Here is a 22,632-nt window from a genome sequence, read left to right on the forward strand (position 1 = left end):
GCCCGCGGGCCCACGACGGACGACAAGGAGACAAGGAGACACACCATGACGGAGACTCTCGGACTCTTCTGGGGCGGGCTGATGGACGTCATCACCGATCCCATCGCCCTGCTCTACGTGGCAGGCGGGGTGCTCGCGGGGACCATCGTCGGCATGATCCCCGGGCTGGGGCCCTCGACGGCCATCGCGCTGCTGCTCCCGCTCGCCATGACGCTCGACCCCTCCAACGCGCTCATCATGATGGTGGCCATCTACCTGGGCGCCGAGTACGGCGGGCGCATCTCCTCCATCCTGCTCAACATGCCCGGCGATGCCGGCGCCATCATGACCACCCTCGACGGCTATCCCATGGCCCGCCGCGGCGAGGGCGCCCGGGCCCTCCAGATCAGCGCCACCGCCTCCTTCGTGGGCTCGCTGCTCTCCATCGTGGGGCTCGTGCTGCTCGTTGCCCCGCTGTCGCGGCTGGCCATCAGCTTCGGGCCCGCCGAGTACTTCGCCGTCGTCATCATGGCGCTCGTGCTGACCAGCACCCTCGTCGGGGCGGGCATTGTGAAATCCCTGCTCGCGGTGGTGTTTGGGCTCATGCTCGCCACCGTGGGCATCGACAGCCAGACCGGGAACTCCCGCTTCACGTTCGGCATCCAGGGACTGCTCAGTGGCATTGACGTGGTCATCGTCATCATCGGCCTCTTCGGGATCGGGGAGATCATCCACGCGGTGGCGTGCAGCCGCTCGGAGAAAATCCGCATGCTGAGCGCCCGAGGCCAGAAGGCGAGCGCCAAGGACCTCGTCGGAACCCTGGGAACCATGCTGCGAGGCTCCCTCCTGGGTTTCATCTCCGGCGTGCTGCCCGGCTCCGGGACCACGTTGGGCGCCTTCCTCGGCTACTCGGTGGAGAAGCGGCTCTCCAAGAAACCCCAGGACTTCGGCACCGGCCTTCCCCGCGGGGTGGCAGCCCCCGAGGCGGCGAACAACGCGGCGGTGGGCGGCGCCCTCGTCCCGACGCTCGCCCTCGGCATCCCCGGCTCCGGGGTCACCGCCGTTCTCCTCGCTTACCTCATGATGTACGGCCTCGACCCCGGCCCCACCTTCTTCCAATCCCAGAGCGACCTCGCGTGGCTCATCATCGGCTCGCTGGCCATCAGCGCCGTCATCGGCTTCATCCTCAATTACCCGCTGGCCCCCGTGTTCAGCTCGATCCTCAACATCCCCAGCCACTACCTCTACGCCTTCATCCTCCTCGTCGCGATGGTCTCCGCCTACGGGTTCCACGGCTCCATTTTCGACGCCTTCCTCGTCGTCATTTTCGGAATCATCGGCTTCTTCCTCCGCATGGTGGGGCTCTCGAGTGCGCTCGTGGTCATCGGCATCGTGCTGGGCGAGATGCTGGAGGGGACGCTCCGCCAGGCGATCCTGCTCTCCAAGGGCAGCGTGGTGGACATGCTCGTCCACCCGCTGCCCATGACCTTCCTGGGAATCGCGGTGGTCGCGATGATCTTCGACACCGTCGTCGGGCGCCGGATCCGTCGGCGGCTCGCGGAGGAGGCCTAGGCCGGCCGCCGCGCTCGCCGCCCGCTTCGCCACCGCGGCGGGCGCACGGGTACAATCGCCGGGGACAAACTGCCGACAGGACTAAAGGGGAAAACATGTCTCAGCCGGATATGAACCAGCTGCTGCAGCAGGCGCAGCAGATGCAGGCGCAGCTCCAGGCCGCGCAGCAGGAGATTCTGGCCTCCACGGTGAAGGGCACCGCGGGCAATGACCTGGTGACCGTCACTATGTCCGGGAGCGGGCAGGTCACGGACGTGACCATCGACCCGCAGGTCGTCGACCCCGAGGATGTCGACACCCTCCAGGACCTCATCATGGGCGCCTTCGCCGACGCCCACAAGAAGGTGGCTGACCTCGCCGAAGAGAAGATGGGACCGCTCTCCCAGGGCTTCGGCGATGACGCGATGGGCTCCCTCTTCCAGTAGCCCCAAGCACCCACCTCCCCGCCCCCGCGGCCGAGCGCTGCGGGGGCCTTTTCCGAGCCCCGAAGGACCACAAGGACCCACCCATGTTCGAAGGACCTCTCCAAGACCTCATCGACGAGCTCTCCCGCCTCCCTGGAGTAGGACCTAAAAGCGCCCAGCGCATCGCCTTCCACCTCATGAAAACCGACCCGGAGGACATCGACGCCCTCGCCCAGGCGCTGCTGGCCATCCGCGATGGTGTGACCTTCTGTCGCATCTGCGGCAACGTCTCCCGCGAGCCGGTGTGCCGCATCTGCGCGGACTCCCACCGCGACGCCACCACCATCTGCGTCGTCGAGGAGGCGAAAGACATCCAGCTCATCGAGCGGACCGGCGAATACAACGGCCGCTACCACGTCCTCGGTGGGGCGCTCGACCCGCTGGCGAACATCGGCACCAAGGACCTCAACATTCACACCCTCATGCAGCGGATCGCGGGGGCGCTGAAAGACCGCGAGCTGGCGGACTCCACCCCCGAGCATCCGCTCTACGATGACCCGCCCGTCATCAAGGAGGTCATCCTCGCCACGGACCCGAACACCGAGGGCGAGGCCACCGCCGCCTACCTCCTGCGCCTCCTCCGCGAGTTCCCCGACCTCACCGTGAGCCGCCTCGCCTCCGGCATGCCGCTGGGCGGGGACCTCGAGTTCGTCGACGAGCTCACCCTCTCCCGCGCCCTCTCGGGGAGGCTCACCCTCTAAGGAGAGCGCCGGGCTGGCGGGGGGGGGGCTGGCCCGCGCGCCCCCGCGCCCGCCGCGCCTTACCCCAGCCGTTCCGCGCGCAGCTGCGTGACCGCCGGGATGTCCAGCGGCTCCAGATCAGCGAGGGCCACCCCCTGCGCCCGCGCGAGCAGCAGGTCCGCGAGCTGCGGATTCCTGGCCAGGGCGGGGCCGTGCATGTACGTCGCGATGACGCTTCCCTGCACCACGCCCTCCGCGAACTCCTGCCGCGGATCGCCGGCGATCTCCGAGGCGCCGTGCTCGTCGGTATTCCCGATCCCGCGGGTCAGCCGCCCGAGCGGCTGGGCGCTCTCCCCGAGGAGCGTGGCCCCCATGTGGTTCTCGAAGCCGGTGAGCGGCTCGCTGAGTTCCGCGGTGATGCCCGCGCCGGTGGGTTCCGACGCCACCTCGCCGATCGCCCGCTTGTCGAGGGTGACCGTCGTGGCGTCGAGCAGCCCCACGCCGTCGACGACCCTGCCGCCCGCGCGGAAGGACTCGCCGAGCACCTGCAGACCAGCGCAGATAGCGAAGATGGGGCGGCCGGCCTCGGCGGCGCGGCGCAGGCCCCCGTCGGAAATGAGGTGCTTGGAGGCGAGGATCTGGGCGGTGTCCTCGCCGCCGCCGAGAGTGTAGATGTCGAGGGACTCCGGCACGGGGTCGCCGAGGCGGATGGAGTGGATCTCGGCGTCGAGGCCACGCATGCGCGCCCGCTGGCGGAGGACGAGGGCGTTGCCGTCGTCCCCATAGGTGCCGAGGACGTCCGGCAGCACCAGACCGATCGTGAGCTTAGGCATGTCCAGCCTCCTTCGTGTCAGCGGCGGCGGCCTTCTCCAGGGCCTTCTTGAGATCCCGGAAGGCCGTGTAATTCGCGAGGACCTCCACCCGCCCGGGCGGGCAAGCCTGGATGGCGGCCAGCGGATCCTTGATGAGCTCGTGGGAAATATCCGCGTAGACCAGCCGCACCGCGAGGTCCGTGCCCCGCTCCCCGGAGGCCTTCACCGCGAGGTCCTCGAAGTCTTCGAAGCGCACATCCCACAGCCAGGAGAGGTCCTCACCGTCCGCGACCTGCCCATTCACCGCGATGACCAGCCCGTCTGCGCTGCGATCCACCATGGAGAGCGCCTCCTGCCAGCCGGCCGGATTCTTCGCGAGCAGCAGGTGCACCTGGCGCTCGCCCCACTGAATAGTGGAGTAGCGTCCGGCCACATTATCGACGGTCTCGACGGCCCCCACCGCCTGCTCGAAGGGGATCGCGGCGCTCGCCACCGCGGCGGCCACAGCCTGGGCTGCATTGCCCTGGTTGGCCCGACCCGGGATGCGCAGGGAGAGCGGCCGCTCACCCTGGGGCCCGTGGAGAGTGCCGTCCTTCACCCACCAGGTGGGCTGCGGGCGTCGGAACTCACGGCCATCGGGGAGGCGGTTAACGGCGTACCAATCCTCACCATCCCGCACGATGTGCCCCTCGGTGCGGGGGCAGGAGACGCTGTCACCCAGCCAGCCGGCGCCGGCGGACACCCACACGACGTGCTGGGCGTCATAGGCGACGGAGGTCATGAGCACGTCATCGCAGTTCGCCACCACGAGCATGTCCGGGTGGTCCGCGACGCACTGCCGCAGCGCGCGCTCCACCTTGTTGATCTCACCCACCCGGTCCAGCTGGTCCCGGCTGAGGTTGAGCAGCACGAGGGCCTGCGGCTCTAGGAGGTCCGCCACGTGCGGAACGTGCAGCTCATCGCACTCGAGGACGACGTGCGTGGCATCCTCCCCAGCGAGCAGCGCCGAGACGATCCCGGCGTCCATGTTGTCCCCGCCCTCGTTGCTCGCCACGTCAAACGCGGTGCGCAGCGCTGCGGTGAGCATGCGAGTGGTGGTGGACTTACCGTTCGTCCCCGTGACGAGCATGGTGGGGCGGTTGCGGATGAGCGAACCCATAATGTCCGGCTCGATGAGGCGGGCCACCAGCCCGCCGATCATCCCGCCCGCACCGCGACCCGTCGCCCGGGAGGCCCGGGTGGCAAGGTGCGCGGCGCCTTTGGCCACCGAGGTACGCAGCCGTCGGACCGGAGGGGGAAGCGTGAGGGCGGGTCGGTGAGAATTCATGTTTCTAGGTTAGCGGTCGCGCTCCGTGGAGGGGGAGACCCTGGGCGGGGCCTCGCCATCCGGGTCGGGTATCCGGCCCACGGCCGCCCGAAAGGCCGTATCCCCCATGAGCGGAATACCCTTACGCTGCGCGTGCATAGCCTTGCCACGAAGATCTCGCGTCAGATTACACACGACGAGCGACGACTCCCGCGTGAGCTTCTCCGTGTACGCCAGCCCCTTCTCGACGAGCAGCTCGATGAGCTCATCCGGATCGTCCTCAATGTCCGGGGAGATGACAATCTCCATGCCCGGCTGCAGCTCCGAACCCGGCTGGTACACCCCCGGATTCTCGAGCGCGCGCGGCGCCTTCGCCGCCTGGACCCGCACCGTGCTGCGTTGCATTCCCACCGGATCCGACTTCAATTCCGCAGGATCGTACTCGCAGAGCTTGCCTTCCCGGAGCTGGAGGAAAATCTCCCAGCTCAGCCGGGTGAGCTCGCGCTGCGCCTCAGCCGGCGGGATGAGGGTGCGCTCGACGCTCGCAGCGGCCGTCGTCTCCGTGAGCCCCAGGTGGTGGGCCAACGCCACGAGGCGGGAATCTGTGAGGTGAATCCCCTGGCGGTGGGCACTTTCCGACAGGTCGATGATTCGCTGCGGCAGGGGCACTGCGCCCGGCTTTTTGCGCCCCCGCCCACGTCGACGACGACGGGAGCGCTGGGCACGCGCGGCGGCGGACAGGGCCCGGCGGGACTCGTGGGCGAGGAACCCCCACGTCGAGGCGGCGTCGAACGTCACGAGGACGCGCCCCCGAAGCAGCTCCTCGATCTCCTTGAACGAGCGCGTGAAACCCGGCGCCTGCGCGACATCCGGCGGGGTAAGCCCATGCATGTGGGCGGGGCCAGGATCGTCGCCCCGCCCTGGGTTGATGACCCGATAGAACTCCTCTACCTGCTGGAATTTGCCCTGTGGCCCCTCCTCGAAAACGAGAGCATCAATGGCGACAATCCGTGACGTCGTCGGGTGCAGACCTGTGGTCTGCAGAGTGAGACACACAAGAGGAGTGGCTGGTGAGGACATAATGGCAGCATAGCGTACGGGGCCTTGTGGCTCCCCTCCCTATTGCACCGCAGCAGCAGCCCGGTGGGCCACCCTGCACGCCCACGTCAGGGCGGCGAGTGACGCCACATAGGACAGGCCTATCGCCACCACGATCAGGGCCTCCGAGTGTGCGAACGCGCCGATCACCACGGTGAGAGCCGCACAGGCGAAAGACAGGTACGCAGTGATGCGCATCGGGGTGAGCGCCGCCTCGTGGGCCACCTGCCACGCGCGGTCGCTCTTCTTCGTCTGCGAGGTCCGAATCCCCACGAGATCGTTGCGGCGCAGCGTTGTGTTCTGCACCGCGTGGTTGATGGAGAGGATAACGCCTCCCACGACAACGAGTCCGAAGGCGGCGATAATCGATGCGACGAGCGGCATGGCCCGAGCCTAGCTGAAGAGAGCTAGCTCAGCGCCCGGTTCACCGCCGAGGTGACCGCCTTGAGCGAGGCGTAGGTGATGGAGCTGGCGATCCCCACGCCCCATGCCTGCTTGCCGTTGACCTCGGCCAGCACGTAGGCGGCGGCCTCGGCGTCGTCACCCGCGGAGCGGGCGTGCTGGGAGTAGTCCATGACCTCGACGTCGATGTTCTGGCTCTCCAGCGCGTTGGCGTAGGCGGCGACGGGGCCGTTGCCGGTGCCGTGGAGGGTGAGCTCCTCGCCGTCGATCACGACCTCGGCGCGGACCTCGGCGTCCTCGTCCTCGGTGTGGGCGTTGTCCACGCGGATGGAGGAGAGCTCCAGCGGCTTATCCAGGTCAAGGTATTCGGTGGCGAAGATATCCCACATGTTCTTGGAGTTGACCTCGCCGCCCTCGGCGTCGGTCACTTCCTGGACCACGGAGGAGAAGCTCACCTGCAGGGCGCGCGGCAGCTTCATACCGTGGTCGGTCTTCATGATGTACGCGACGCCTCCCTTGCCGGATTGGCTGTTGACGCGGATAACAGCCTCATAGTCGCGGCCCACATCCTTCGGGTCGATGGGCAGGTAGGGGACCTCCCACTTCGTGCCGCGCAGCTCCTCCCAGGAGACGTCCGTGTTGTGGGCGCCGGGGCGAACCTTCTGCGCCATGGCGTCGAGACCCTTGTTGACGGCGTCCTGGTGGGAGCCGGAGAAGGCGGTGAAGACGAGGTCGCCGCCGTAGGGGTGGCGCTCCGGGACGCGCAGCTGGTTGCAGTACTCAACGGTGCGGCGGATGCGCTGGATGTCGGAGAAGTCGATCTGCGGGTCCACGCCCTGGGTGAGCATGTTGAGCCCCAGGGTGACGAGGCAGACGTTGCCGGTGCGCTCGCCGTTACCGAAGAGGCAGCCCTCGATGCGGTCCGCGCCCGCCAGGTAGCCGAGCTCCGCGGCGGCCACGCCGGTGCCCCGGTCATTGTGCGGGTGGAGGGAGAGGATGATGGCCTCGCGGTTGTTGAGGTTGCGGTGCATCCACTCGATGGAGTCCGCGTAGACATTGGGGGTGATCATCTCTACCGTCGACGGCAGGTTGATGATCATGGGGTTCTCGGAGGTGGGCTCCATGATGGCCGTCACGGCGTCGCATACTTCCTTGGCGAACTCGAGCTCGGTGCCGGTGAAGGACTCGGGGGAGTACTCCCAGCGCCAGTTCGTGCCGGGGTAGTCCTGCGCGATGCCCTTGATGAGCGAGGCGGCGTCGGTGGCCAGCTTCTTGATGGCCTCCTTGTCCTTCCGGAAGACGACGTCGCGCTGGAGGATGGAGGTGGAGTTGTAGAAGTGAACGATGACGTTCTTCGCGCCCTCGCAGGCCTCGAAGGTGCGGCGGATGAGGTGCTCGCGGGCCTGGACCAGGACCTGGATGGTGACGTCATCGGGGATCATGTCCTTCTCGATGATCTCCCGGACGAAGTCGAAGTCCGTCTGGGAGGCGGAGGGGAAGCCGACCTCGATCTCCTTGAATCCCATGGTGACGAGCAGCTCGAACATGCGGCGCTTGCGCTCGGGGCTCATGGGGTCGATGAGCGCCTGGTTGCCGTCGCGCAGATCCACGGCGCACCACTGCGGGGCGCGGGTGATGGTGCGGTCCGGCCAGGTGCGGTCGGGCAGGCGGATGTCTTCCACTTCTTCCGCGAAGGGCATGTAGCGGGAGACCGGCATCTGCGAGTTGCGCTGCTTGTTCCAGGCCGGCTGGTCCGAGGGGATGTCACCGGCGGGGGTGCTGAGGTCGGCGGGGGCGGAGAAGAAAGAGTCCTGGGGAGACATGGGGGAGGTGATCCTTCCGGGATGAGGCTGGGTGATACGTGCGCTAGGTGCAGTATCGGGGGCTGGGCCACGGCCGGCAACACACACTCCGCGACGGGGTGCCGGCCGTGAAATTTAAGCCTGAATCCCGCCGCGGCGAAGAAGGAGGAGCCGCGAGTTCTGAATCATGGGGAACACTGTAACGCACACCACCCCGAGGAATCAATTGAGACCTTTGCGGGACAGCGTCACCGTCGAGACAATCATGACGACGAGCGCCCCGCCGAGCCACCCATAATCCCCGCCGCTGACCTGGAAACTTTCCCCCAGCACCGCGTAGCCGAGGATGAAGGCGACGATGGGCTCGCCGATCTTCATCGCGGGGAGGGAATTGCGCAGGGCGCCGGCGTCGAAAGCGATTTGCTGGACGGCCGTCCCCACCAAGGCGGAGAGGACGAGCGCATAAAACTCCCACGTGGTGAGGAGCGCCCAGACGCCCTCCGAGCGCAGGGCGTCCGCCACCGCCTTGGAGAACACCGCCACGAAGCCGAAGAGCGCCCCCGTCACCAGGCCCAGGACCAGCGCCTTCTCCCGGCGGATGAGGCGGCCCGAGAAGTGGTACGCCGTGCCCAGCACCACCGCGCCAATGATGAGCGCCGGGGCCCAGTGGCGCAGGTTCGGGGCGTCGACACCCCCGACGGGGCGGCCGAGGAGAACGACGATGGCCACGGCCACGCAGAGCACGGCGGCCCAGAGGATCTCGTTGAGGGGCATGCGGCGGCCGTCGTAGAGGGCGGAGATCGGCAGCGTGAACATGAGAGACATGACGAGGATCGGCTGCACAATGAGCAGCGGGCCAAAGCCGAGGGCGAGGATCTGGAGCCCGTAGGCCAGGAGGGAGGTTCCGAGGCCCGCCCACCAGAGGGGCTGGCGGATCGCGGTGAGGATGGCGGAGCCTTCGGAGGGGCCGGCCTCGGCGATGCGGTGACGGACGGCCGTTCCCCAGGCGATCGTCAGGGCGGAGGCCAGCGCAAAAACTATAGAGAGAAAATTATCCGTCACGCTCTTAGTGTAAAGGGAGTGCGTCATTCCGCCGGCATCTGGCGAGAATCTGGCGGGCATCGTCCACGCTGACATGGCGAATATCTCACTATGAGGAACGCCGTTCCATTATTAGAGATGGGCCCGTCCACGCTACACTATGGAGCACGTAAGTCACACCCCGACACGGAAAGGCGCCCAAGGTGGCTCTGGTCGTACAGAAATATGGTGGATCGTCCCTCGAGAGTGCAGAGCGCATTCGCAACGTGGCGGAGCGCATTGTCGCCACGAAGAAGAAGGGCAATGACGTCGTCGTGGTCTGCTCCGCCATGGGGGATACGACCGATGACCTGCTCGATCTCGCCGCCCAAGTGAACCCCGTGCCGCCCGCCCGCGAGCTGGACATGCTGCTCACCGCCGGTGAGCGCATCTCCAACGCCCTCGTCGCCATGGCCATCGAGTCCCTCGGCGCGGAGGCCCAATCCTTCACGGGCTCCCAGGCCGGTGTGCTTACCACCGAACGGCACGGCAACGCCCGGATCGTCGACGTCACCCCCGGCCGCGTCCAGGAGGCGCTGGACCAGGGCAAGATCTGCATCGTCGCCGGGTTCCAGGGAGTGAATAAGGAATCCCGCGACGTCACGACGCTCGGCCGCGGCGGCTCCGACACGACGGCCGTCGCCCTCGCCGCCGCGCTCAACGCCGACGTCTGCGAGATCTACTCCGACGTGGACGGCGTCTACACCGCCGATCCGCGCATCGTGCCCAACGCGCAGAAGCTGGAGAAACTCAGCTTCGAGGAAATGCTCGAGCTGGCTGCCGTCGGCTCCAAAATCTTGGTGCTGCGTAGTGTGGAATACGCGCGCGCTTTCGACGTGCCGCTGCGCGTCCGCTCGTCTTATAGCAACGACCCCGGCACCCTCGTCGCCGGATCAATGGAGGATATTCCCGTGGAAGAAGCCGTACTCACCGGTGTTGCGACCGACAAGTCCGAAGCCAAGATCACCGTTCTGGGGATCCCCGACACCCCGGGCGAGGCCGCCAAGGTCTTCCGCGCCCTCGCCGACGCGGAGATCAACATCGACATGGTGCTGCAGAACGTCTCCTCCCTCGAGGACAACACCACCGACATCACCTTCACCTGCCCCCGCGCCGACGGCCCCCGCGCGATGGAGCTGCTCAAGAAGCTGCAGACCGAGGGCCACTGGTCCAACGTCCTCTACGACGACCAGGTCGGCAAGGTCAGCCTCGTCGGAGCGGGCATGAAGTCGCACCCCGGCGTCACCGCCGACTTCACCGAGGCGCTCCGCGATGCCGGCGTCAACATGGAGCTCATCTCCACCTCCGAGATCCGCATCTCCGTCCTCATCCGCGAGGACAGCCTCGACGCCGCCGCCCGCGCCCTCCACGAGCGCTTCCAGCTCGGGGGCGAGGAAGAAGCCATCGTCTACGCCGGCACCGGGCGCTAAGACCGTCACCCACCGCCACCCACGACCCCACGAAAGGACTAGTGACGAACCCATGACCACGCTGGCAGTAGTTGGAGCCACCGGCCAGGTGGGCCGCGTGATGCGCAGCATCCTCGAGGAGCGGAACTTCCCCTGCGATAAGATCCGCTTCTTCGCCTCCTCCCGCTCCGCCGGGAGCACCCTCAGCTTCCGCGGCGAGGAGGTCACCGTCGAGGACCTCGCTGAGGTCACCGAGGAGAGTGTCGCGGACGTTGACATCGCCCTCTTCTCCGCGGGCGGATCCACCTCCAAGACCTGGGCGCCCGTCTTCGCGGCCGCCGGGGCGACCGTGGTGGACAACTCCTCCGCCTGGCGCAAGGACGACGAGGTCCCGCTCATCGTCTCCGAGGTCAACCCCGAGCAGGCGAAGGACCTGGTGAAGGGGATCATCGCGAACCCCAACTGCACCACCATGGCGGCCATGCCCGTCCTCAAGCCCCTCCACGACGAGGCCGGCCTCCGCACCCTCCACGTCTCCTCCTACCAGGCCGTGTCCGGCTCGGGCATGGCGGGCGTCGAGGCGCTGGCGAAGCAGATCCAGGCTGTCGGTGATCGGAACGTCGAGCTCACCACGGACACCTCCGCCCACCAGCCGGAGGACTTCGGCCCCTACGTGGCCCCCATCGCGTACAACGCGCTGCCGATGGCCGGCAACTACGTGGACGACGGCTCCCTCGAAACCGACGAGGAGCAGAAGCTGCGCAACGAGTCCCGGAAGATCCTCGGTATCCCCGAGCTCAAGGTCTCCGGAACCTGCGTGCGCGTCCCCGTCTTCACCGGCCACACGCTGACCATCCACGCCGAGTTCGACCGCTCCATCACCCCGGAGCGCGCCGTCCAGATCCTCGCCGAGGCGCCGGGCGTCACCGTTGTGGACGTCCCCACCCCGCTCGAGGCCACCGGCATCGACGACTCCCTCGTCGGCCGCATCCGCCAGGACCAGACCGTCGAGGACAACCGCGGCCTCGTGCTCGTCGTCGCCGGCGACAACCTCCGCAAGGGCGCGGCCCTCAACACCATCCAGATCGCTGAGCTGCTGGTCTAGCTCCCGATCACACGCCATCCGGGCGGGGCGTCGGCCTCGCCCGGTTTCTTATGCGCGCGGGCGGTGAGCATCCGCCTCAGTGTTCTCGACGCCCGCCTCGGCGGGATCCTGCAGGGGCTCTCCCGTCTCCTTGTCGATGAACTGGGGCTCATAGTCGATCTCATCATCCTCAAGGAGCTCGGTCTCGATCTCGACGGCCATCGAGTCGTGGAGCTGCTGGACGTCGATGTTCGACTCCTCAGCGATGCGCTGGATCTCGGCGGCATTCTTCCGGGAGAAGGAATGACGTGGGTCGAGCTTGCGTCGGATCAAATCACGGAAACGCTCGCGGCGCTCCGACTCGGCGGTGATGTGCGGCCGGCCGCGCAGCCACGCCCAGCTCATGACCGCCATGAGGAGGATGCCGAAGTAGCCCAGGGTGGGGAAGACGTAGGCCACCAGGTCCTTGAAGCTGAAGAAGGAGAGGCAGAAGCCCACCGCCACGAGGGCCACGTAGATGTGGTGGAAGCGCTCCGGCACGTGCGTGCTCAGCCGCTTGGCGAGGGCATAGAACATGGAGATGCACGTGTTGAAGATCATGAGGTAGATGACGATGGACATCGCCACCGCCAGCCACGGGTGGATCTCCGCGATGATGGTGAGCATGGGGACGTCGTCGTGCCCCACCGTCTCCACCTTGAGGAAGAGCGCGACGCAGGTGAGCGTCAGCAGCAGCGCGAAGAAAAGGCCGCCCACCAGGCCGCCCCAGCCGGCCGCGCGGGTGTCGAGGTTCGCGCCGCCGATGACGATGGCCATGGAGACGCCGACGATGAAGTTGAAGCCCACATAGTTGAGCGAGGAGATCGTCCAGTGGGGGATGGTGCTCGAGACCGTATCGAGGGCCACGCGATCATAGGTGGCGATATCCCACGGCGAGGTGAGAATCGCGTAGATCCCCACCACGCAGATAAAAATGATGATAAAGGGGCTGATCGCGGCGATGATGGCAGCCACTTTGTCGACGTCCAAAAAGCCGCAGATAATCGTCAGCGCCACGAGGAGGATAGCCCCGATCCAATTGGGCAGCCCGAATTGCTGATTGAGATTCGCACCCGCCCCCGAGAACATGATGAAGCCCAAACAGAAGAGCGTGGCCAGCGTGGCCAGGTCCAACATCCAGCCCAGCGGCTTGGGGCGGCACACTCGGGCGAAGACCGTCATGTGATCGCGCGCCTGAAAATAGGAGCCCAATTGCAAGACGGCAGCCGCCGGGATGAGCATGAGCAGAGACGCCAGAACCGCGCCGGCAATACCCCACTTCCCGAAGGCGATAAAGTACTGCAGCATTTCCTGGCCCGTAGCGAATCCCGCGCCGACGACCACGCCGATAAATGCGAAGGAAATCGCCATGATTCTCTTGAACATAATGTCCATCGTACAAAGGGGGAGGTCTGATGTCTCCGCGAGCTGTCGCGGGGCACCGTGAGGCACCGCGTGCCGTCGCACGTCCTCCCGCGCCCTCGGGTGGCTAGCGCGGGGAGTCCTCGATCCGCGTCGCCTCGATGACGTCCTTCCGGGCGCGGGCCACGCGGGAGCGGATGGTCCCCACCCGGACGCCGGCGATGTGCGCGGCCTCCTCGTAGGTGTAGCCCAGGACCTGGGTGAGGATGAGGGCCTCCCGGCGCTCCTCGGGCAGCTGGTTGATGACGGTCCGGGCGTCGATCCACGCGGACCACGTCGCGGAGTCCGTGCCCTCGTCGGGGCGGGAGGCGGCGACCTCGTCGTAGTCGGCGGCGGATTTGCGGGGCCGGGCCATGTCGTGGCGGATGTTGTCCACCCACACGCGCCGGGCAAGGGAGAGCAGCCACGTGCGGGCGGAGCTGCGGGCGGCGAAGCGGGGGAGGGCGCCGAGGACGCGGAGGTAGGTCTCCTGGGTGAGATCGTCGGCACTCTCGGGACCGCCGAGGTGGGCGAGGAGACGCCAGACATCATCCTGGGTGGCGCGAATAAACTGGGCGAGGGCCTCGCGGTCCCCGCGGCCTGCGGCGAGGGCGAGCTCGGTGACGAGCTCATCGTCGTGGCGCGCGGGGTTCTTCACACCGACTGACGATACCAGTGGGCCGGGCGCGCTCCCGTGGCGGGAACAGAGGGTAGCCTTTGGAAAACCTATTAAAGTCCGCGGATTAAAAAGTTTTCCCTTGCGATCGCCGATGGAGTGGGTTAGACTATGGGATGTCCACAAACCCATAGGCGCAACCTGTTTTTATTTCGATTGAAGAACGAGGTGACTCACATGGCTGATCAGCCCAATCAGCAGTCCTCTGCCGCCGATGAGATCGTGTCCAAGGGACTGAACCCCAGCCAGACCACTCCCACCCGCCGGCTCAACGGCGCGCCCGTCGCCAGCGAAAACGTGTCGGTGACCGCCGGCCCGCAGGGTGCGAACGTCCTCAATGACTTCCATCTCATCGAGAAGCTCGCGCACTTCAACCGCGAGCGCGTCCCGGAGCGTAACCCCCACGCCAAGGGCCACGGCGCCTTCGGTGAGCTGCACATCACCCACGATGTCTCCCAGTACACCAAGGCCGCTCTCTTCCAGCCCGGCACCGTGACCCCGATGGTCGCGCGCTTCTCCACCGTCGCCGGCGAGCAGGGCTCCCCCGACACCTGGCGTGACGTCCACGGTTTCGCGCTCCGCTTCTACACCACGGAGGGCAACTACGACATCGTGGGGAACAACACCCCCACCTTCTTCCTCCGCGACGGGATTAAGTTCCCCGACTTCATCCACTCCCAGAAGCGCACCCTCGGCTCCAACCTCCGCGACCCCGACATGCAGTGGGACTTCTGGACCCGCACGCCGGAGTCCGCCCACCAGGTGACCTACCTCATGGGTGACCGCGGCACCCCGAAGACCAGCCGCCACCAGGACGGCTTCGGCTCCCACACCTTCCAGTGGATCAACGCCGAGGGCGAGCCCGTGTGGGTGAAGTACCACTTCAAGACCCGCCAGGGCTGGGAGTGCTTCACCGACGCCGAGGCCACCGAGATGGCCGCCCAGAACGCGGACTACCACCGCCAGGACCTCTACGAGGCCATCGAGCGGGGCGACTACCCGATCTGGGACGTCAAGGTCCAGATCATGCCGGTCGATGAGGCGGAGAGCTACCGCTTCAACCCCTTCGACCTCACCAAGACCTGGTCCCAGAAGGACTACCCGCTCATCGACGTGGGCTACTTCGTCCTCAACCGGAACCCGCGCAACTTCTTCGCGCAGATCGAGCAGCTGGCCCTCGACCCGGCGAACCTCGTCCCGGGCGTCGGTCTCTCCCCGGACCGCATGCTGCAAGCCCGCGCCTTTGCCTACGCGGATGCGCAGCGCTACCGCATCGGGCCGAACTACCACCAGCTGCCCGTCAACCAGTCCCGCGTGCCGCGCAACACCTACACCCACGAGGGCCCCATGAACTTCCTGTTCCACGATGGGGACCAGCCGGTGTACAGCCCGAACCGCACCGAGCGCGCTGCCGGTTACCTCGACGACGGTGTGAGCTCCTCCTCCGGCAAGACCTACGGCCCCGCCGAGGACCTCTACATCTCCGTCGACTCCCACGGCAACGACCTCACCCGCGCCGCCTACATCCAGCACCCCGAGGATGATGACTTCATCCAGCCGGGCATCCTCTACCGCGAGGTCATGGATGATGATGAGAAGGAGCGGCTCGCCGACAACATCACCAACGCGATGATCGGTGTCAGCGAGCAGGTCGAGAAGCAGTGCTACGAGTACTGGGACAAGGTGGACACCAACCTCGGTGCCCGGGTCCGGGAGCTCTTCGCGCAGAAGAAGTAAGACCCCTCGGCTTCCTTCCAGGCCTGCACAGGCGCCTCAAGCCGGCCGGCTCGGCCGCCGCCCGCGCTCTCAACGTCCAGCGCGGGGCGGCCGTGGGGACCAACCTCGGCCGGCTTTAGGCGTCGTGCTCAGGAGCTTTCTCCTCGTGGGAAAGCATGTCGCTACCCCGACATTGGCTCAATCCCCATCACCTCGTCCTCGTTGCGATCCAACGCCACATCAAGCTCGTAACGTGACTGGAGATTCATCCAGAACTCCGAGGACGTGCCGAAGAACCGCCCCAGTCGTAGCGCTGTGTCTGCTGTTATTCCTCGCTTACCTTGGACGATCTCATTGATCCGGCGGGCGGGCACATGAATCTCCTGAGCTAGTCGGTACTGGCTCATACCTAGCTCCTTGAGGAAATCCTCTGAAAGAACCTCCCCAGGGTGGATGGGCGGGAAATCCTTAGTGATAGTCACAAATCTCAACTCCCTCGGCGTTGTTGTTAGTCCACGTGAAGCAAATCCGCCACTGTGCGTTGATTCGGATACTGTGCTGCCCAACTCGGTCACCTTTCAAGGCTTCTAGACGGTTGCCGGGAGGTACCCGAAGATCGTCAATATGAGCAGCTGCGTCAAGTAGGCGGAGTTTTCGGAGTGCCGTCCGCTGGATGGTGGGATCAATCTTCGGTGACTTGTGGCGGTGCCACAGGAGTTCTGTGTGCTTGTCAGCGAACGAGTTGATCACACCCCGAGTATGAACGAACCGCGTTAATAACGCAATCCGTTACTTCTCTGTGCTGGTCCTGTCCGCTTCGTGCCAGCATCGCAAGCCCCTCCCCATCTCGCTGGGGAGGGGCTTTACTCTGTTGCGCCCGGCCCTGCTCGCGTCGTTCACCAGTGTGTGGGGACTTGTGGAGCTATGGGCGCCTGCTCATGGGTTATTTCTTCTGGTCGCGAGCGCGTGGAGACTGAGGGAGATCAGCTGAGCGCGTTTCTCGACGGAGCTCCTTTTTGTGTAGCGTCATCGGGTCCGAACCCGGATCCACGATGGTCACGCCGTGGATCGAGCGCGCAATATAGAAGCTCCCGACGGCGCAGATGACCCACACCCCAGCGATCGCGATGATCGCCCGGATGAGGTCGTTCACCTGCAGGCCGTGGCGGGAAATATCCGCAACCAGCTTGGCGATGAGCAGGCAAGGCAGCGCCAGGGAGGTCGTCGGGCCCAACACATTGACCCTGGTGAGGGCGTCGGGGGCGCGCCAGAGGAGGGCGGCCGTCGTCACGACGAGAAGCGTGGCGATGATCGCCAGGATGGAAACAATAATCTCCGCGGTACTCATGCCTACCGCCGTCCCTTCGAGATGATGCGAGCCATCGAGAGAGTGGGGAGCACGCCGGCGCTCACCGCGCCGAGCAGCGCCACCTCATAGGACACGGACGTCTCATTGTTGAGCGTCCAGAGGAAGTAGATGGAGAGCATGCCGTAGAAGATCATGTCGGACATCACGGCGCGCGTCATCCAGTCCTTGGTGCGCAGGATGAGGATGAGCGAGACGATGATGCTCACCGCGATAATCACCCCGCAGCATGTGAGGATCGTTTCAAAGAGTGTCATTTCTCCTCCTCCACGTCGGGGTCGCCGGGAAGCCCGCTCGCGGTGTTCTCGGTGCTCGGGGTGATGCCCACCGTGTCTCCCGCGCGACGGGGCAGCACCGTGTACGGCGGGTGCGCCCAGTAGCGCTCGTCGAGGGTGCGCTCCTCACCGGCGGGGCCCTGGCCGGGCGCGCCGTGGTCGATGTCGCGGACGTGCGGGGCCATGCGGGCCTCCATGTCGGCGAGGCTGGCGCACACATCGGTGGGGTCCTCGCCGAAGACGGCGTGGACGAGCAGCTGGTAGGGGCCGCCCGGGCGCTCGGGCTCGCGCAGGCCGAGGGAGAGCGTCGACGGCGTCATCGTGATTGAGGACGTGAACCAGAACACCTGCCAGGCGGAGGTCACGCGCAGCGGGTAGGCCACGATGACCGGCTGCATCGGGTTGCCCGGCGTGAGCCCGCGGACGATCAGCTGCACGCCCGAGACGATAATTTCCTTAATCAACCAGGGGATATACAGAAGTACATGCATCTTAACGTCCTTGCTCGCTGAGGTCGGGGAGGCCAATCGGGTGATCGCCCAGCACCACGTGCTGGTAGTTCTCGACGTCGAGCAGCCCCGAGGTGGCCGTGATGCTGGCATCCATGAGCGGGCCGGCTCCCAGGAACATCGCGAGGGACACGAGGATGAGCAGCCCACCCGGCGCGATGAGGGCGCCCGGGATGCGCAGCGAGGCGGGGTAGCGCTTCTCGCTCATGTCTCGGCCCCAGAAGACCTCCCGCCAGATGCGGAGCATGCTGAGCAGGGCGCCGAAGGAGGCCAGGATGATCGCCGCGATGACGATCCACGAGCCCACCGAGCCCTGGCGCGCCGCCGTGATGACGATGGCCACCTTGCCCCACAGGCCGGAGAAGGGCGGGAAGCCCACGACGGAGAAGGCGCCGGCGGCGAAGATCGCGGCCACGAGCTTATCGCGGCGCGCGAGGCCGGAGAGCCGCTTGAGGATGCCGGTGCCGTAGGTTTCCTCCACCGCGCCCGAGGTGAGGATGAGGGAACCCACCGTCACCATGTGGTGCAGGGTGTAGATGAGCCCGGCGGCGAGCGCCCGCTCCGGGTGGTCGCCGAGGAAGGCGAGGACCACGAGGATCATCGGCATGCCGTTGACCATCTGGTAGGCAAGCACGCGGCGGATGGAATTCTCCGCCAGCCCCGCGAAGCCGCCGATGAGCATGGACACCACCATGAGCGCAATGATGAGCCAGTTCCACCGCTGCTCCAGGTCAAAGACCACGACGAACAGCCGGAAGAGCATGTACACGCCCACCTTGGTGTGCAGGCCAGAGAAGAGGCCCATGACCGCCGCGGACGTCCCCGGGTAGGTGCGGGGCAGCCACGTGTGGAGGGGGAAGACACCGGCCTTCGCCGCGATCGCGATGATGACCACCCCGAGCGCCACGACGGCCGGGCCGTGGCCCCGCCCCACGCCGGCCAGCGCCGGCAGGTTGACCGTGCCCACCACGCCATAGAGCAGGCCCACGCCGATGAGCAGCACCGTGGAGGCCGTGAGGTTGACGAGCACGAACATGCGCCCGCCGGCCAGCCGCGCCCAGGTGCCCGACATGGCGATGAGGCCATAGGAGGGCAGCAGCATGACCTCGATGAACACGAAGAAGTTGAAGAGATCCGCCGTGAGCAGCGCGCCGTTCACACCCGTGACGAGCATGAGGGTGAGCGAGGCGTAGAAGCGGGAACTCGTCTCCCCCGCGGCCGTGGCAAACCAGTTGGCCGTCACCGCGATGAGCCCGGTGGCCACCAGCATGATCGAGGAGAAGGTGTCCGCCGCGAAGGGGATCGCCACGCCGCCGTCGTAGAGGCCGACATTGTGGGCGATCGCCCCGTGCGAGGCGGTGTAACAGAAGAGGCCCGCACCCGCGAGGAGGCTGAGCAGCGGGATGAGGATGTGGAGGGCGTCGCGCGCCGGACGCCAGGGCAGGAGCAGGGCGATCGCGCTGGACACCAGCGGAACCGCCACCATGAGGGGCAAATACACACCCATTAGCGCTGCACCTCCTGCGCCTCGGAGAGGGCCTTGGCGGCGGCCTCACGCTCCGCCTTCTCCACGGCAGCCTTGCGCGCCGCCTGCTTTTCAATGCGGCGCCCCGCCGTGTCGATGGTCGAGGGGCCGTCCTCCGGCATCCGCTCGGCCACGTGCGTGTCGTCGTTCGAGCCGAGGGCGGAGAGGGTGAGGAGGATCGTCGTCACGGCCATGGAAATGACGATCGCGGTGAGGACGAACGCCTGGGGGAGCGGGTCCGCGATGGCGTCCATACTCGTGCGATTCATGAACGGCTCCCCACGCCAGGCGCCGATGCCCGTCGCGAGAAGCAGCAGGTTCCCGGCGTGGCTAATGAGCCCGATTCCCAGGATGATGCGGACCATGCCGCGCGTGAGAATGAGGTAGACACCGCCGGCAACGAGGATCGAGATGCTGAGGGCCATGATCATCGGGCATTCTCCTTTCCGGCCTTCGGGGCGGCGGGGACGGTGGCGGGGTTGATGGCCTCCGGGAAGTCGGGGTCCGCATTCTCGACGGTGGGCATCTGCGGCGTCGGCGGCAGCGGGCCCTGGGAGCGGACGTAGTCGAGGTCATCGATGCTCTCCGCACCCGGCCGCGTATACCCGCCGAGCGCGTTGATCGCCATGGTCAGCATGCCCAGCACCGCGAGGTAAATACCGCCATCGAAGATGAGCGAGGTCGTGAGGTGCTGGCCCAGGAACTCGCCGTGGATGGCATAGAGGAAACCGCCGTGCAGGTAGCCGATGAAACCCGCCACCAGGGCGGTGACAATGCCCACCCCGGTGAGGACGCGCGGGGTGCGGCGTCGGAAAATACCGGCGTCCTTGCCACCCGTGAGGTAGGAGAGCATGATCGCCGCGCCGGCGACGAGCGCCGCTGGGAAGCCGCCGCCCGGGGCGCTATGCCCGCGCCAGAAGATGAGCACGCTGGAGACCAGCAGAATCGGGGTGACGAGGACGAGCGCCTTCTGCATGGGGATGGCGTTGAGCCGCGACTGCCCGAAGGGGCGCGGCCGCGTTCCCGGGGCGAACTGCCCGCGCGGAATGGACTGGATGACCGCGCCGATGACGACGGCCGCCATACCCAGCACCGAGAGCTCGCCCAGGGTATCGAGGGCACGGAACTCGACGAGGATCGCGCCCACCACGTTGTCCGCGTCCGCGATGTTGTGCGTGTTCTGCACGTACCACATGCCCAGGTCCGAGCGCCCGTGCCGGGCCAGCAGCCCCCAGATCGCGGCGAAGGTCGCCACGCCGGCCAGGATCGCGACGAGCGCTGCGCCCCTCTTGTGCCGCGGGGAAATCCGCTGGTAGGTGGCCGGCTGGTGGCGGATGACCAGCATCATGATGATGGTGACCAGCGCCTCGACGAGGAACTGCACGAGGCCCACATCCGGGGCGCCCAGAGACAGCATCTGGAGGGTGACACCCACGCCCGCGGTGCCCAGGAAGACCACCGAGGACAGGCGGTTGCGCGTGCGCACCAGGCCAATGACCGAGAGCGCAATGATCGCAAAGGCCGCGAGGTCGATCGGCTGGTCCAGCCCGGTGACCTTGGGCTGCGCCGGGACGCCGTCGAGCCCCGGAACGATGAGACCGGCGGCCGCGAGGCTGATGAGCGTGAGCCACAGCCACAGCAGGTGGCGCGAGGGGTTGAGCGTGTTAGCCATCCAGCCGAGGGCGCGGCCCACCTCGGTGAGCCCGGATTGGAGGGCGGCGAGCGCCCGGTTGCCGGAGCCCGGGAAGAGCTCGCGGCCATCGAGGGCGTTCCACACGCCCTGGCGGTGCAGCACGCCGAAGATGCCCACCACGAGGACGATGATCGAGATGACGAGCGGCAGGTTCACGCCGTGCCAGAGGCCGAAGTGGAGGTGGGCGCTCATGCCCACCGAGCCGAGGATGGCCTCCACCGGGCGGCCCAGGTAGCCGACGAGGAACGCGGCCGGCAGGGAGAGCAGGCCGGGGATCGCCGCCGGGAGCCACAGCGCGACGGGTGCCTCGTGGACGTGAGACATGTCCCGGGGGCCGTCGACAAATGCGCCGAAGACGAGCCGTGCGGAATACGTGAAGGTGAAGACCGCGCCGACCGTCGCCGCGATGAGCAGCATGATGACCGCCGTGTTGCCCAGGGGCGCATCCATGAAGGCGGTGATCATGCCCTCCTTGGAGACGAAGCCCATGAGCGGCGGGATCGCGGCCATCGACGCCGCGCCCACGCACACCGAGACGAAGGTGCACGGCATGCGGCGGATCAGCGGGCCCAGGCGGCGGACGTCGCGGGAGCCGGCCTCATGGTCAATGACGCCGATGAGCATGAAGAGCGAGGACTTAAACAGCGCGTGCGCCAGCGTGTGCACCACTGCCGCGGCCAGCGCGAAGGGGGTGCCGACGCCGATCGTCGCGACAATCCAGCCGAGGTGAGACACCGTGGAATAGGCGGTGAGCTTCTTGAGGTCCGTCTTCTGGATGGCGAAGTAGGAGCTCATGAGGGCCGTCGCCATACCGACGACGATGAGCAGCCAATTCCAGGCCGCGACCCCGTGGAACACCGTGGAGAATCGGAGCAGGACGTAAATACCCGCCTTCACCACCGCCGCGGCGTGGAGGAAGGCGGAGACCGGGGTGGCTGCCGCCATGGCCTCGGGGAGCCAGAAGTGGAAGGGCAGCTGGGCGGACTTGGTGAAGGCGGAGATCGCCAGCAGGACGGCGAGGACCGCCGTGAGCCCGGGCTTCTCGTGCCAGAAGTCGGCGCCGAGGATGACCTGCAGGTTCGTCGAGCCCGCCTCGACGGCCATGATGCCCAGCGAGGCGAGCAGGGTGAGGCCGCCAAAGAAGGTGAGAATGAGGGTCCGTTGGGAGCCGGCCTCGCCGCCGGATCCCGAGCGCGCAATAAGAAGGAAGGAGGCGATAGACACCAACTCCCACGCGATGAAGAGCAGCACCACGTCATTGGCGAGAACCAGCAGGAGAATCGACAGCGTGAACGCCGTCATGATGAGGTAGAAGCTGGTGTTTCCCTGACGGGCGGGCAAGTAGGAGGCGGAGTAGATAAACACCACCGCGCCTATGCCCAGGGCGAGCACTGCGAAGAACAGACTGAGGGCATCGCCACGGAGCGCGAAGGACACGTCGATACCTGGTGCCAAGAAATCGTGAACCCACACCCAGTCAAAAGACAAGGGGGTGTGGGTGAAATCCCTGGCAATCAGCACCGCCCCGACGACGAAGAACGCCGCCAGGGGCCACCCAGCACGACGGTCAAAAATCTTGACCGCCGGGGTAGCAAGCACCACCGCCGCCGCAGCGAGGGCGATCACAATGAGAAGGGTCACGGGTGAATCACTCTCGATGGCTGGGGTAGACATTGCTCTAAACGACGTGGTCAATAGTACCAGTGGGCCCTCCCGCCGCCTCCCGCGCAGGATTCCCCGGGGT

At 66.6% G+C, this 22,632-nt stretch carries 22 protein-coding genes; 6 read left to right on the forward strand and 16 right to left on the reverse strand.

Annotation, left to right across the window (positions count from 1 at the left end; translation table 11 throughout):
- The first annotated feature begins 45 nt into the window (after positions 1–45).
- The 3 genes from L1O03_RS00775 to recR all read left to right on the forward strand — a co-directional run bounded on the left by L1O03_RS00775 (position 46) and on the right by recR (position 2,716).
- Positions 46–1,551 (forward strand): tripartite tricarboxylate transporter permease, encoded by a 1,506-nt coding sequence (locus tag L1O03_RS00775; RefSeq protein WP_236117519.1) that lies wholly within the window; start codon positions 46–48, stop codon positions 1,549–1,551.
- 95 nt (positions 1,552–1,646) lie between these two features.
- Complete coding sequence (locus L1O03_RS00780) at positions 1,647–1,976, forward strand: YbaB/EbfC family nucleoid-associated protein (RefSeq protein ID WP_236117520.1); 330 nt, start codon at positions 1,647–1,649, stop codon at positions 1,974–1,976.
- A gap of 83 nt (positions 1,977–2,059) precedes the next feature.
- The gene (recR, locus tag L1O03_RS00785; protein ID WP_236117521.1) at positions 2,060–2,716 is read left to right on the forward strand and encodes a recombination mediator RecR; all 657 of its coding nucleotides are present in this window, start codon (positions 2,060–2,062) and stop codon (positions 2,714–2,716) included.
- 59 nt (positions 2,717–2,775) lie between these two features.
- Here recR and L1O03_RS00790 read toward each other — a convergent pair whose 3' ends face one another.
- From L1O03_RS00790 to L1O03_RS00815, 6 genes are all read right to left on the reverse strand, one after another.
- Positions 2,776–3,528, reverse strand: coding sequence for a type 1 glutamine amidotransferase (locus L1O03_RS00790; protein WP_236117522.1), 753 nt, complete (start codon positions 3,526–3,528; stop codon positions 2,776–2,778).
- The gene (locus L1O03_RS00795) at positions 3,521–4,834 is read right to left on the reverse strand and encodes a MurT ligase domain-containing protein (RefSeq protein ID WP_236117523.1); all 1,314 of its coding nucleotides are present in this window, start codon (positions 4,832–4,834) and stop codon (positions 3,521–3,523) included. The genes L1O03_RS00790 and L1O03_RS00795 overlap by 8 nt, the downstream gene beginning before the upstream one ends.
- Positions 4,835–4,843: 9 nt before the next feature.
- Positions 4,844–5,893 (reverse strand): exonuclease domain-containing protein, encoded by a 1,050-nt coding sequence (locus L1O03_RS00800; protein WP_236117524.1) that lies wholly within the window; start codon positions 5,891–5,893, stop codon positions 4,844–4,846.
- A 39-nt stretch (positions 5,894–5,932) separates the two neighbouring features.
- Entirely contained in the window at positions 5,933–6,295 is a 363-nt protein-coding gene (locus L1O03_RS00805) for an SdpI family protein (RefSeq protein WP_236117525.1), read from the reverse strand.
- A 23-nt stretch (positions 6,296–6,318) separates the two neighbouring features.
- Positions 6,319–8,136: a 2-isopropylmalate synthase gene (gene leuA, locus L1O03_RS00810; protein ID WP_236117526.1), complete on the reverse strand. Its 1,818-nt coding sequence runs from the start codon at positions 8,134–8,136 to the stop codon at positions 6,319–6,321.
- Between the two features lie 201 nt (positions 8,137–8,337).
- Entirely contained in the window at positions 8,338–9,177 is an 840-nt protein-coding gene (locus L1O03_RS00815) for a DMT family transporter (protein ID WP_236117527.1), read from the reverse strand.
- A 182-nt stretch (positions 9,178–9,359) separates the two neighbouring features.
- Between L1O03_RS00815 and L1O03_RS00820 the strand changes: the two genes are divergently transcribed.
- Positions 9,360–10,625: an aspartate kinase gene (locus L1O03_RS00820; protein ID WP_236117528.1), complete on the forward strand. Its 1,266-nt coding sequence runs from the start codon at positions 9,360–9,362 to the stop codon at positions 10,623–10,625.
- Positions 10,626–10,677: 52 nt separating this feature from the next.
- A complete protein-coding gene (locus L1O03_RS00825) occupies positions 10,678–11,709 on the forward strand; it encodes an aspartate-semialdehyde dehydrogenase (protein ID WP_236117529.1) in 1,032 nt (343 codons plus the stop codon).
- A gap of 48 nt (positions 11,710–11,757) precedes the next feature.
- Here the strand turns inward: L1O03_RS00825 and L1O03_RS00830 are convergent, their stop codons facing one another.
- Positions 11,758–13,113: a YkvI family membrane protein gene (locus L1O03_RS00830; RefSeq protein WP_236117530.1), complete on the reverse strand. Its 1,356-nt coding sequence runs from the start codon at positions 13,111–13,113 to the stop codon at positions 11,758–11,760.
- A 103-nt stretch (positions 13,114–13,216) separates the two neighbouring features.
- Positions 13,217–13,786 carry an RNA polymerase sigma factor gene (locus tag L1O03_RS00835; protein ID WP_236117531.1) on the reverse strand — a complete coding sequence of 190 codons (570 nt, stop codon included), beginning with the start codon at positions 13,784–13,786 and terminating at the stop codon, positions 13,217–13,219.
- 195 nt (positions 13,787–13,981) lie between these two features.
- On the opposite strand from L1O03_RS00835, the gene L1O03_RS00840 reads away from it, so the two are divergent.
- Positions 13,982–15,541: a catalase gene (locus L1O03_RS00840; protein ID WP_236117532.1), complete on the forward strand. Its 1,560-nt coding sequence runs from the start codon at positions 13,982–13,984 to the stop codon at positions 15,539–15,541.
- Positions 15,542–15,702: 161 nt separating this feature from the next.
- On the opposite strand, the gene L1O03_RS00845 is transcribed toward L1O03_RS00840, so the two are convergent.
- The 8 genes from L1O03_RS00845 to L1O03_RS00880 form a co-directional block, all read right to left on the reverse strand.
- Complete coding sequence (locus tag L1O03_RS00845) at positions 15,703–15,996, reverse strand: HigA family addiction module antitoxin (RefSeq protein ID WP_236118025.1); 294 nt, start codon at positions 15,994–15,996, stop codon at positions 15,703–15,705.
- Complete coding sequence (locus L1O03_RS00850; protein WP_236117533.1) at positions 15,989–16,270, reverse strand: type II toxin-antitoxin system RelE/ParE family toxin; 282 nt, start codon at positions 16,268–16,270, stop codon at positions 15,989–15,991. Before L1O03_RS00850 ends, L1O03_RS00845 begins: the two co-directional genes overlap by 8 nt.
- Before the next feature lie 193 nt (positions 16,271–16,463).
- Complete coding sequence (locus L1O03_RS00855; protein WP_236117534.1) at positions 16,464–16,868, reverse strand: Na+/H+ antiporter subunit G; 405 nt, start codon at positions 16,866–16,868, stop codon at positions 16,464–16,466.
- A gap of 2 nt (positions 16,869–16,870) precedes the next feature.
- A complete protein-coding gene (locus L1O03_RS00860; RefSeq protein ID WP_236117535.1) occupies positions 16,871–17,143 on the reverse strand; it encodes a cation:proton antiporter in 273 nt (90 codons plus the stop codon).
- On the reverse strand, positions 17,140–17,652 hold the full coding sequence (locus L1O03_RS00865; RefSeq protein WP_236117536.1) for a monovalent cation/H+ antiporter subunit E: 513 nt from the start codon (positions 17,650–17,652) through the stop codon (positions 17,140–17,142). Before L1O03_RS00865 ends, L1O03_RS00860 begins: the two co-directional genes overlap by 4 nt.
- Position 17,653: 1 nt before the next feature.
- Complete coding sequence (locus L1O03_RS00870; protein WP_236117537.1) at positions 17,654–19,177, reverse strand: monovalent cation/H+ antiporter subunit D family protein; 1,524 nt, start codon at positions 19,175–19,177, stop codon at positions 17,654–17,656.
- Positions 19,177–19,626 (reverse strand): cation:proton antiporter subunit C, encoded by a 450-nt coding sequence (locus L1O03_RS00875; protein ID WP_236117538.1) that lies wholly within the window; start codon positions 19,624–19,626, stop codon positions 19,177–19,179. The genes L1O03_RS00870 and L1O03_RS00875 overlap by 1 nt, the downstream gene beginning before the upstream one ends.
- Entirely contained in the window at positions 19,623–22,529 is a 2,907-nt protein-coding gene (locus L1O03_RS00880) for a DUF4040 family protein (RefSeq protein WP_236117539.1), read from the reverse strand. The genes L1O03_RS00875 and L1O03_RS00880 overlap by 4 nt, the downstream gene beginning before the upstream one ends.
- Positions 22,530–22,632: the final 103 nt, after the last annotated feature.

The organism is Corynebacterium uropygiale (assembly GCF_021568315.1).
GTDB classification, from domain to species: Bacteria; Actinomycetota; Actinomycetes; order Mycobacteriales; family Mycobacteriaceae; genus Corynebacterium; species Corynebacterium uropygiale.

Coding starts and splice junctions, on each gene's coding strand:
- L1O03_RS00800 (WP_236117524.1), bottom strand. CDS start 5,893: ATGTCCTCACCAGCCACTCCTCTTGTGTGTCTCACTCTGCAGACCACA.
- L1O03_RS00790 (WP_236117522.1), bottom strand. CDS start 3,528: ATGCCTAAGCTCACGATCGGTCTGGTGCTGCCGGACGTCCTCGGCACC.
- L1O03_RS00830 (WP_236117530.1), bottom strand. CDS start 13,113: ATGTTCAAGAGAATCATGGCGATTTCCTTCGCATTTATCGGCGTGGTC.
- L1O03_RS00870 (WP_236117537.1), bottom strand. CDS start 19,177: ATGGGTGTGTATTTGCCCCTCATGGTGGCGGTTCCGCTGGTGTCCAGC.
- leuA (WP_236117526.1), bottom strand. CDS start 8,136: ATGTCTCCCCAGGACTCTTTCTTCTCCGCCCCCGCCGACCTCAGCACC.
- recR (WP_236117521.1), top strand. CDS start 2,060: ATGTTCGAAGGACCTCTCCAAGACCTCATCGACGAGCTCTCCCGCCTC.
- L1O03_RS00840 (WP_236117532.1), top strand. CDS start 13,982: ATGGCTGATCAGCCCAATCAGCAGTCCTCTGCCGCCGATGAGATCGTG.
- L1O03_RS00780 (WP_236117520.1), top strand. CDS start 1,647: ATGTCTCAGCCGGATATGAACCAGCTGCTGCAGCAGGCGCAGCAGATG.
- L1O03_RS00795 (WP_236117523.1), bottom strand. CDS start 4,834: ATGAATTCTCACCGACCCGCCCTCACGCTTCCCCCTCCGGTCCGACGG.
- L1O03_RS00825 (WP_236117529.1), top strand. CDS start 10,678: ATGACCACGCTGGCAGTAGTTGGAGCCACCGGCCAGGTGGGCCGCGTG.
- L1O03_RS00775 (WP_236117519.1), top strand. CDS start 46: ATGACGGAGACTCTCGGACTCTTCTGGGGCGGGCTGATGGACGTCATC.
- L1O03_RS00805 (WP_236117525.1), bottom strand. CDS start 6,295: ATGCCGCTCGTCGCATCGATTATCGCCGCCTTCGGACTCGTTGTCGTG.
- L1O03_RS00875 (WP_236117538.1), bottom strand. CDS start 19,626: ATGATCATGGCCCTCAGCATCTCGATCCTCGTTGCCGGCGGTGTCTAC.
- L1O03_RS00860 (WP_236117535.1), bottom strand. CDS start 17,143: ATGACACTCTTTGAAACGATCCTCACATGCTGCGGGGTGATTATCGCG.
- L1O03_RS00855 (WP_236117534.1), bottom strand. CDS start 16,868: ATGAGTACCGCGGAGATTATTGTTTCCATCCTGGCGATCATCGCCACG.
- L1O03_RS00865 (WP_236117536.1), bottom strand. CDS start 17,652: ATGCATGTACTTCTGTATATCCCCTGGTTGATTAAGGAAATTATCGTC.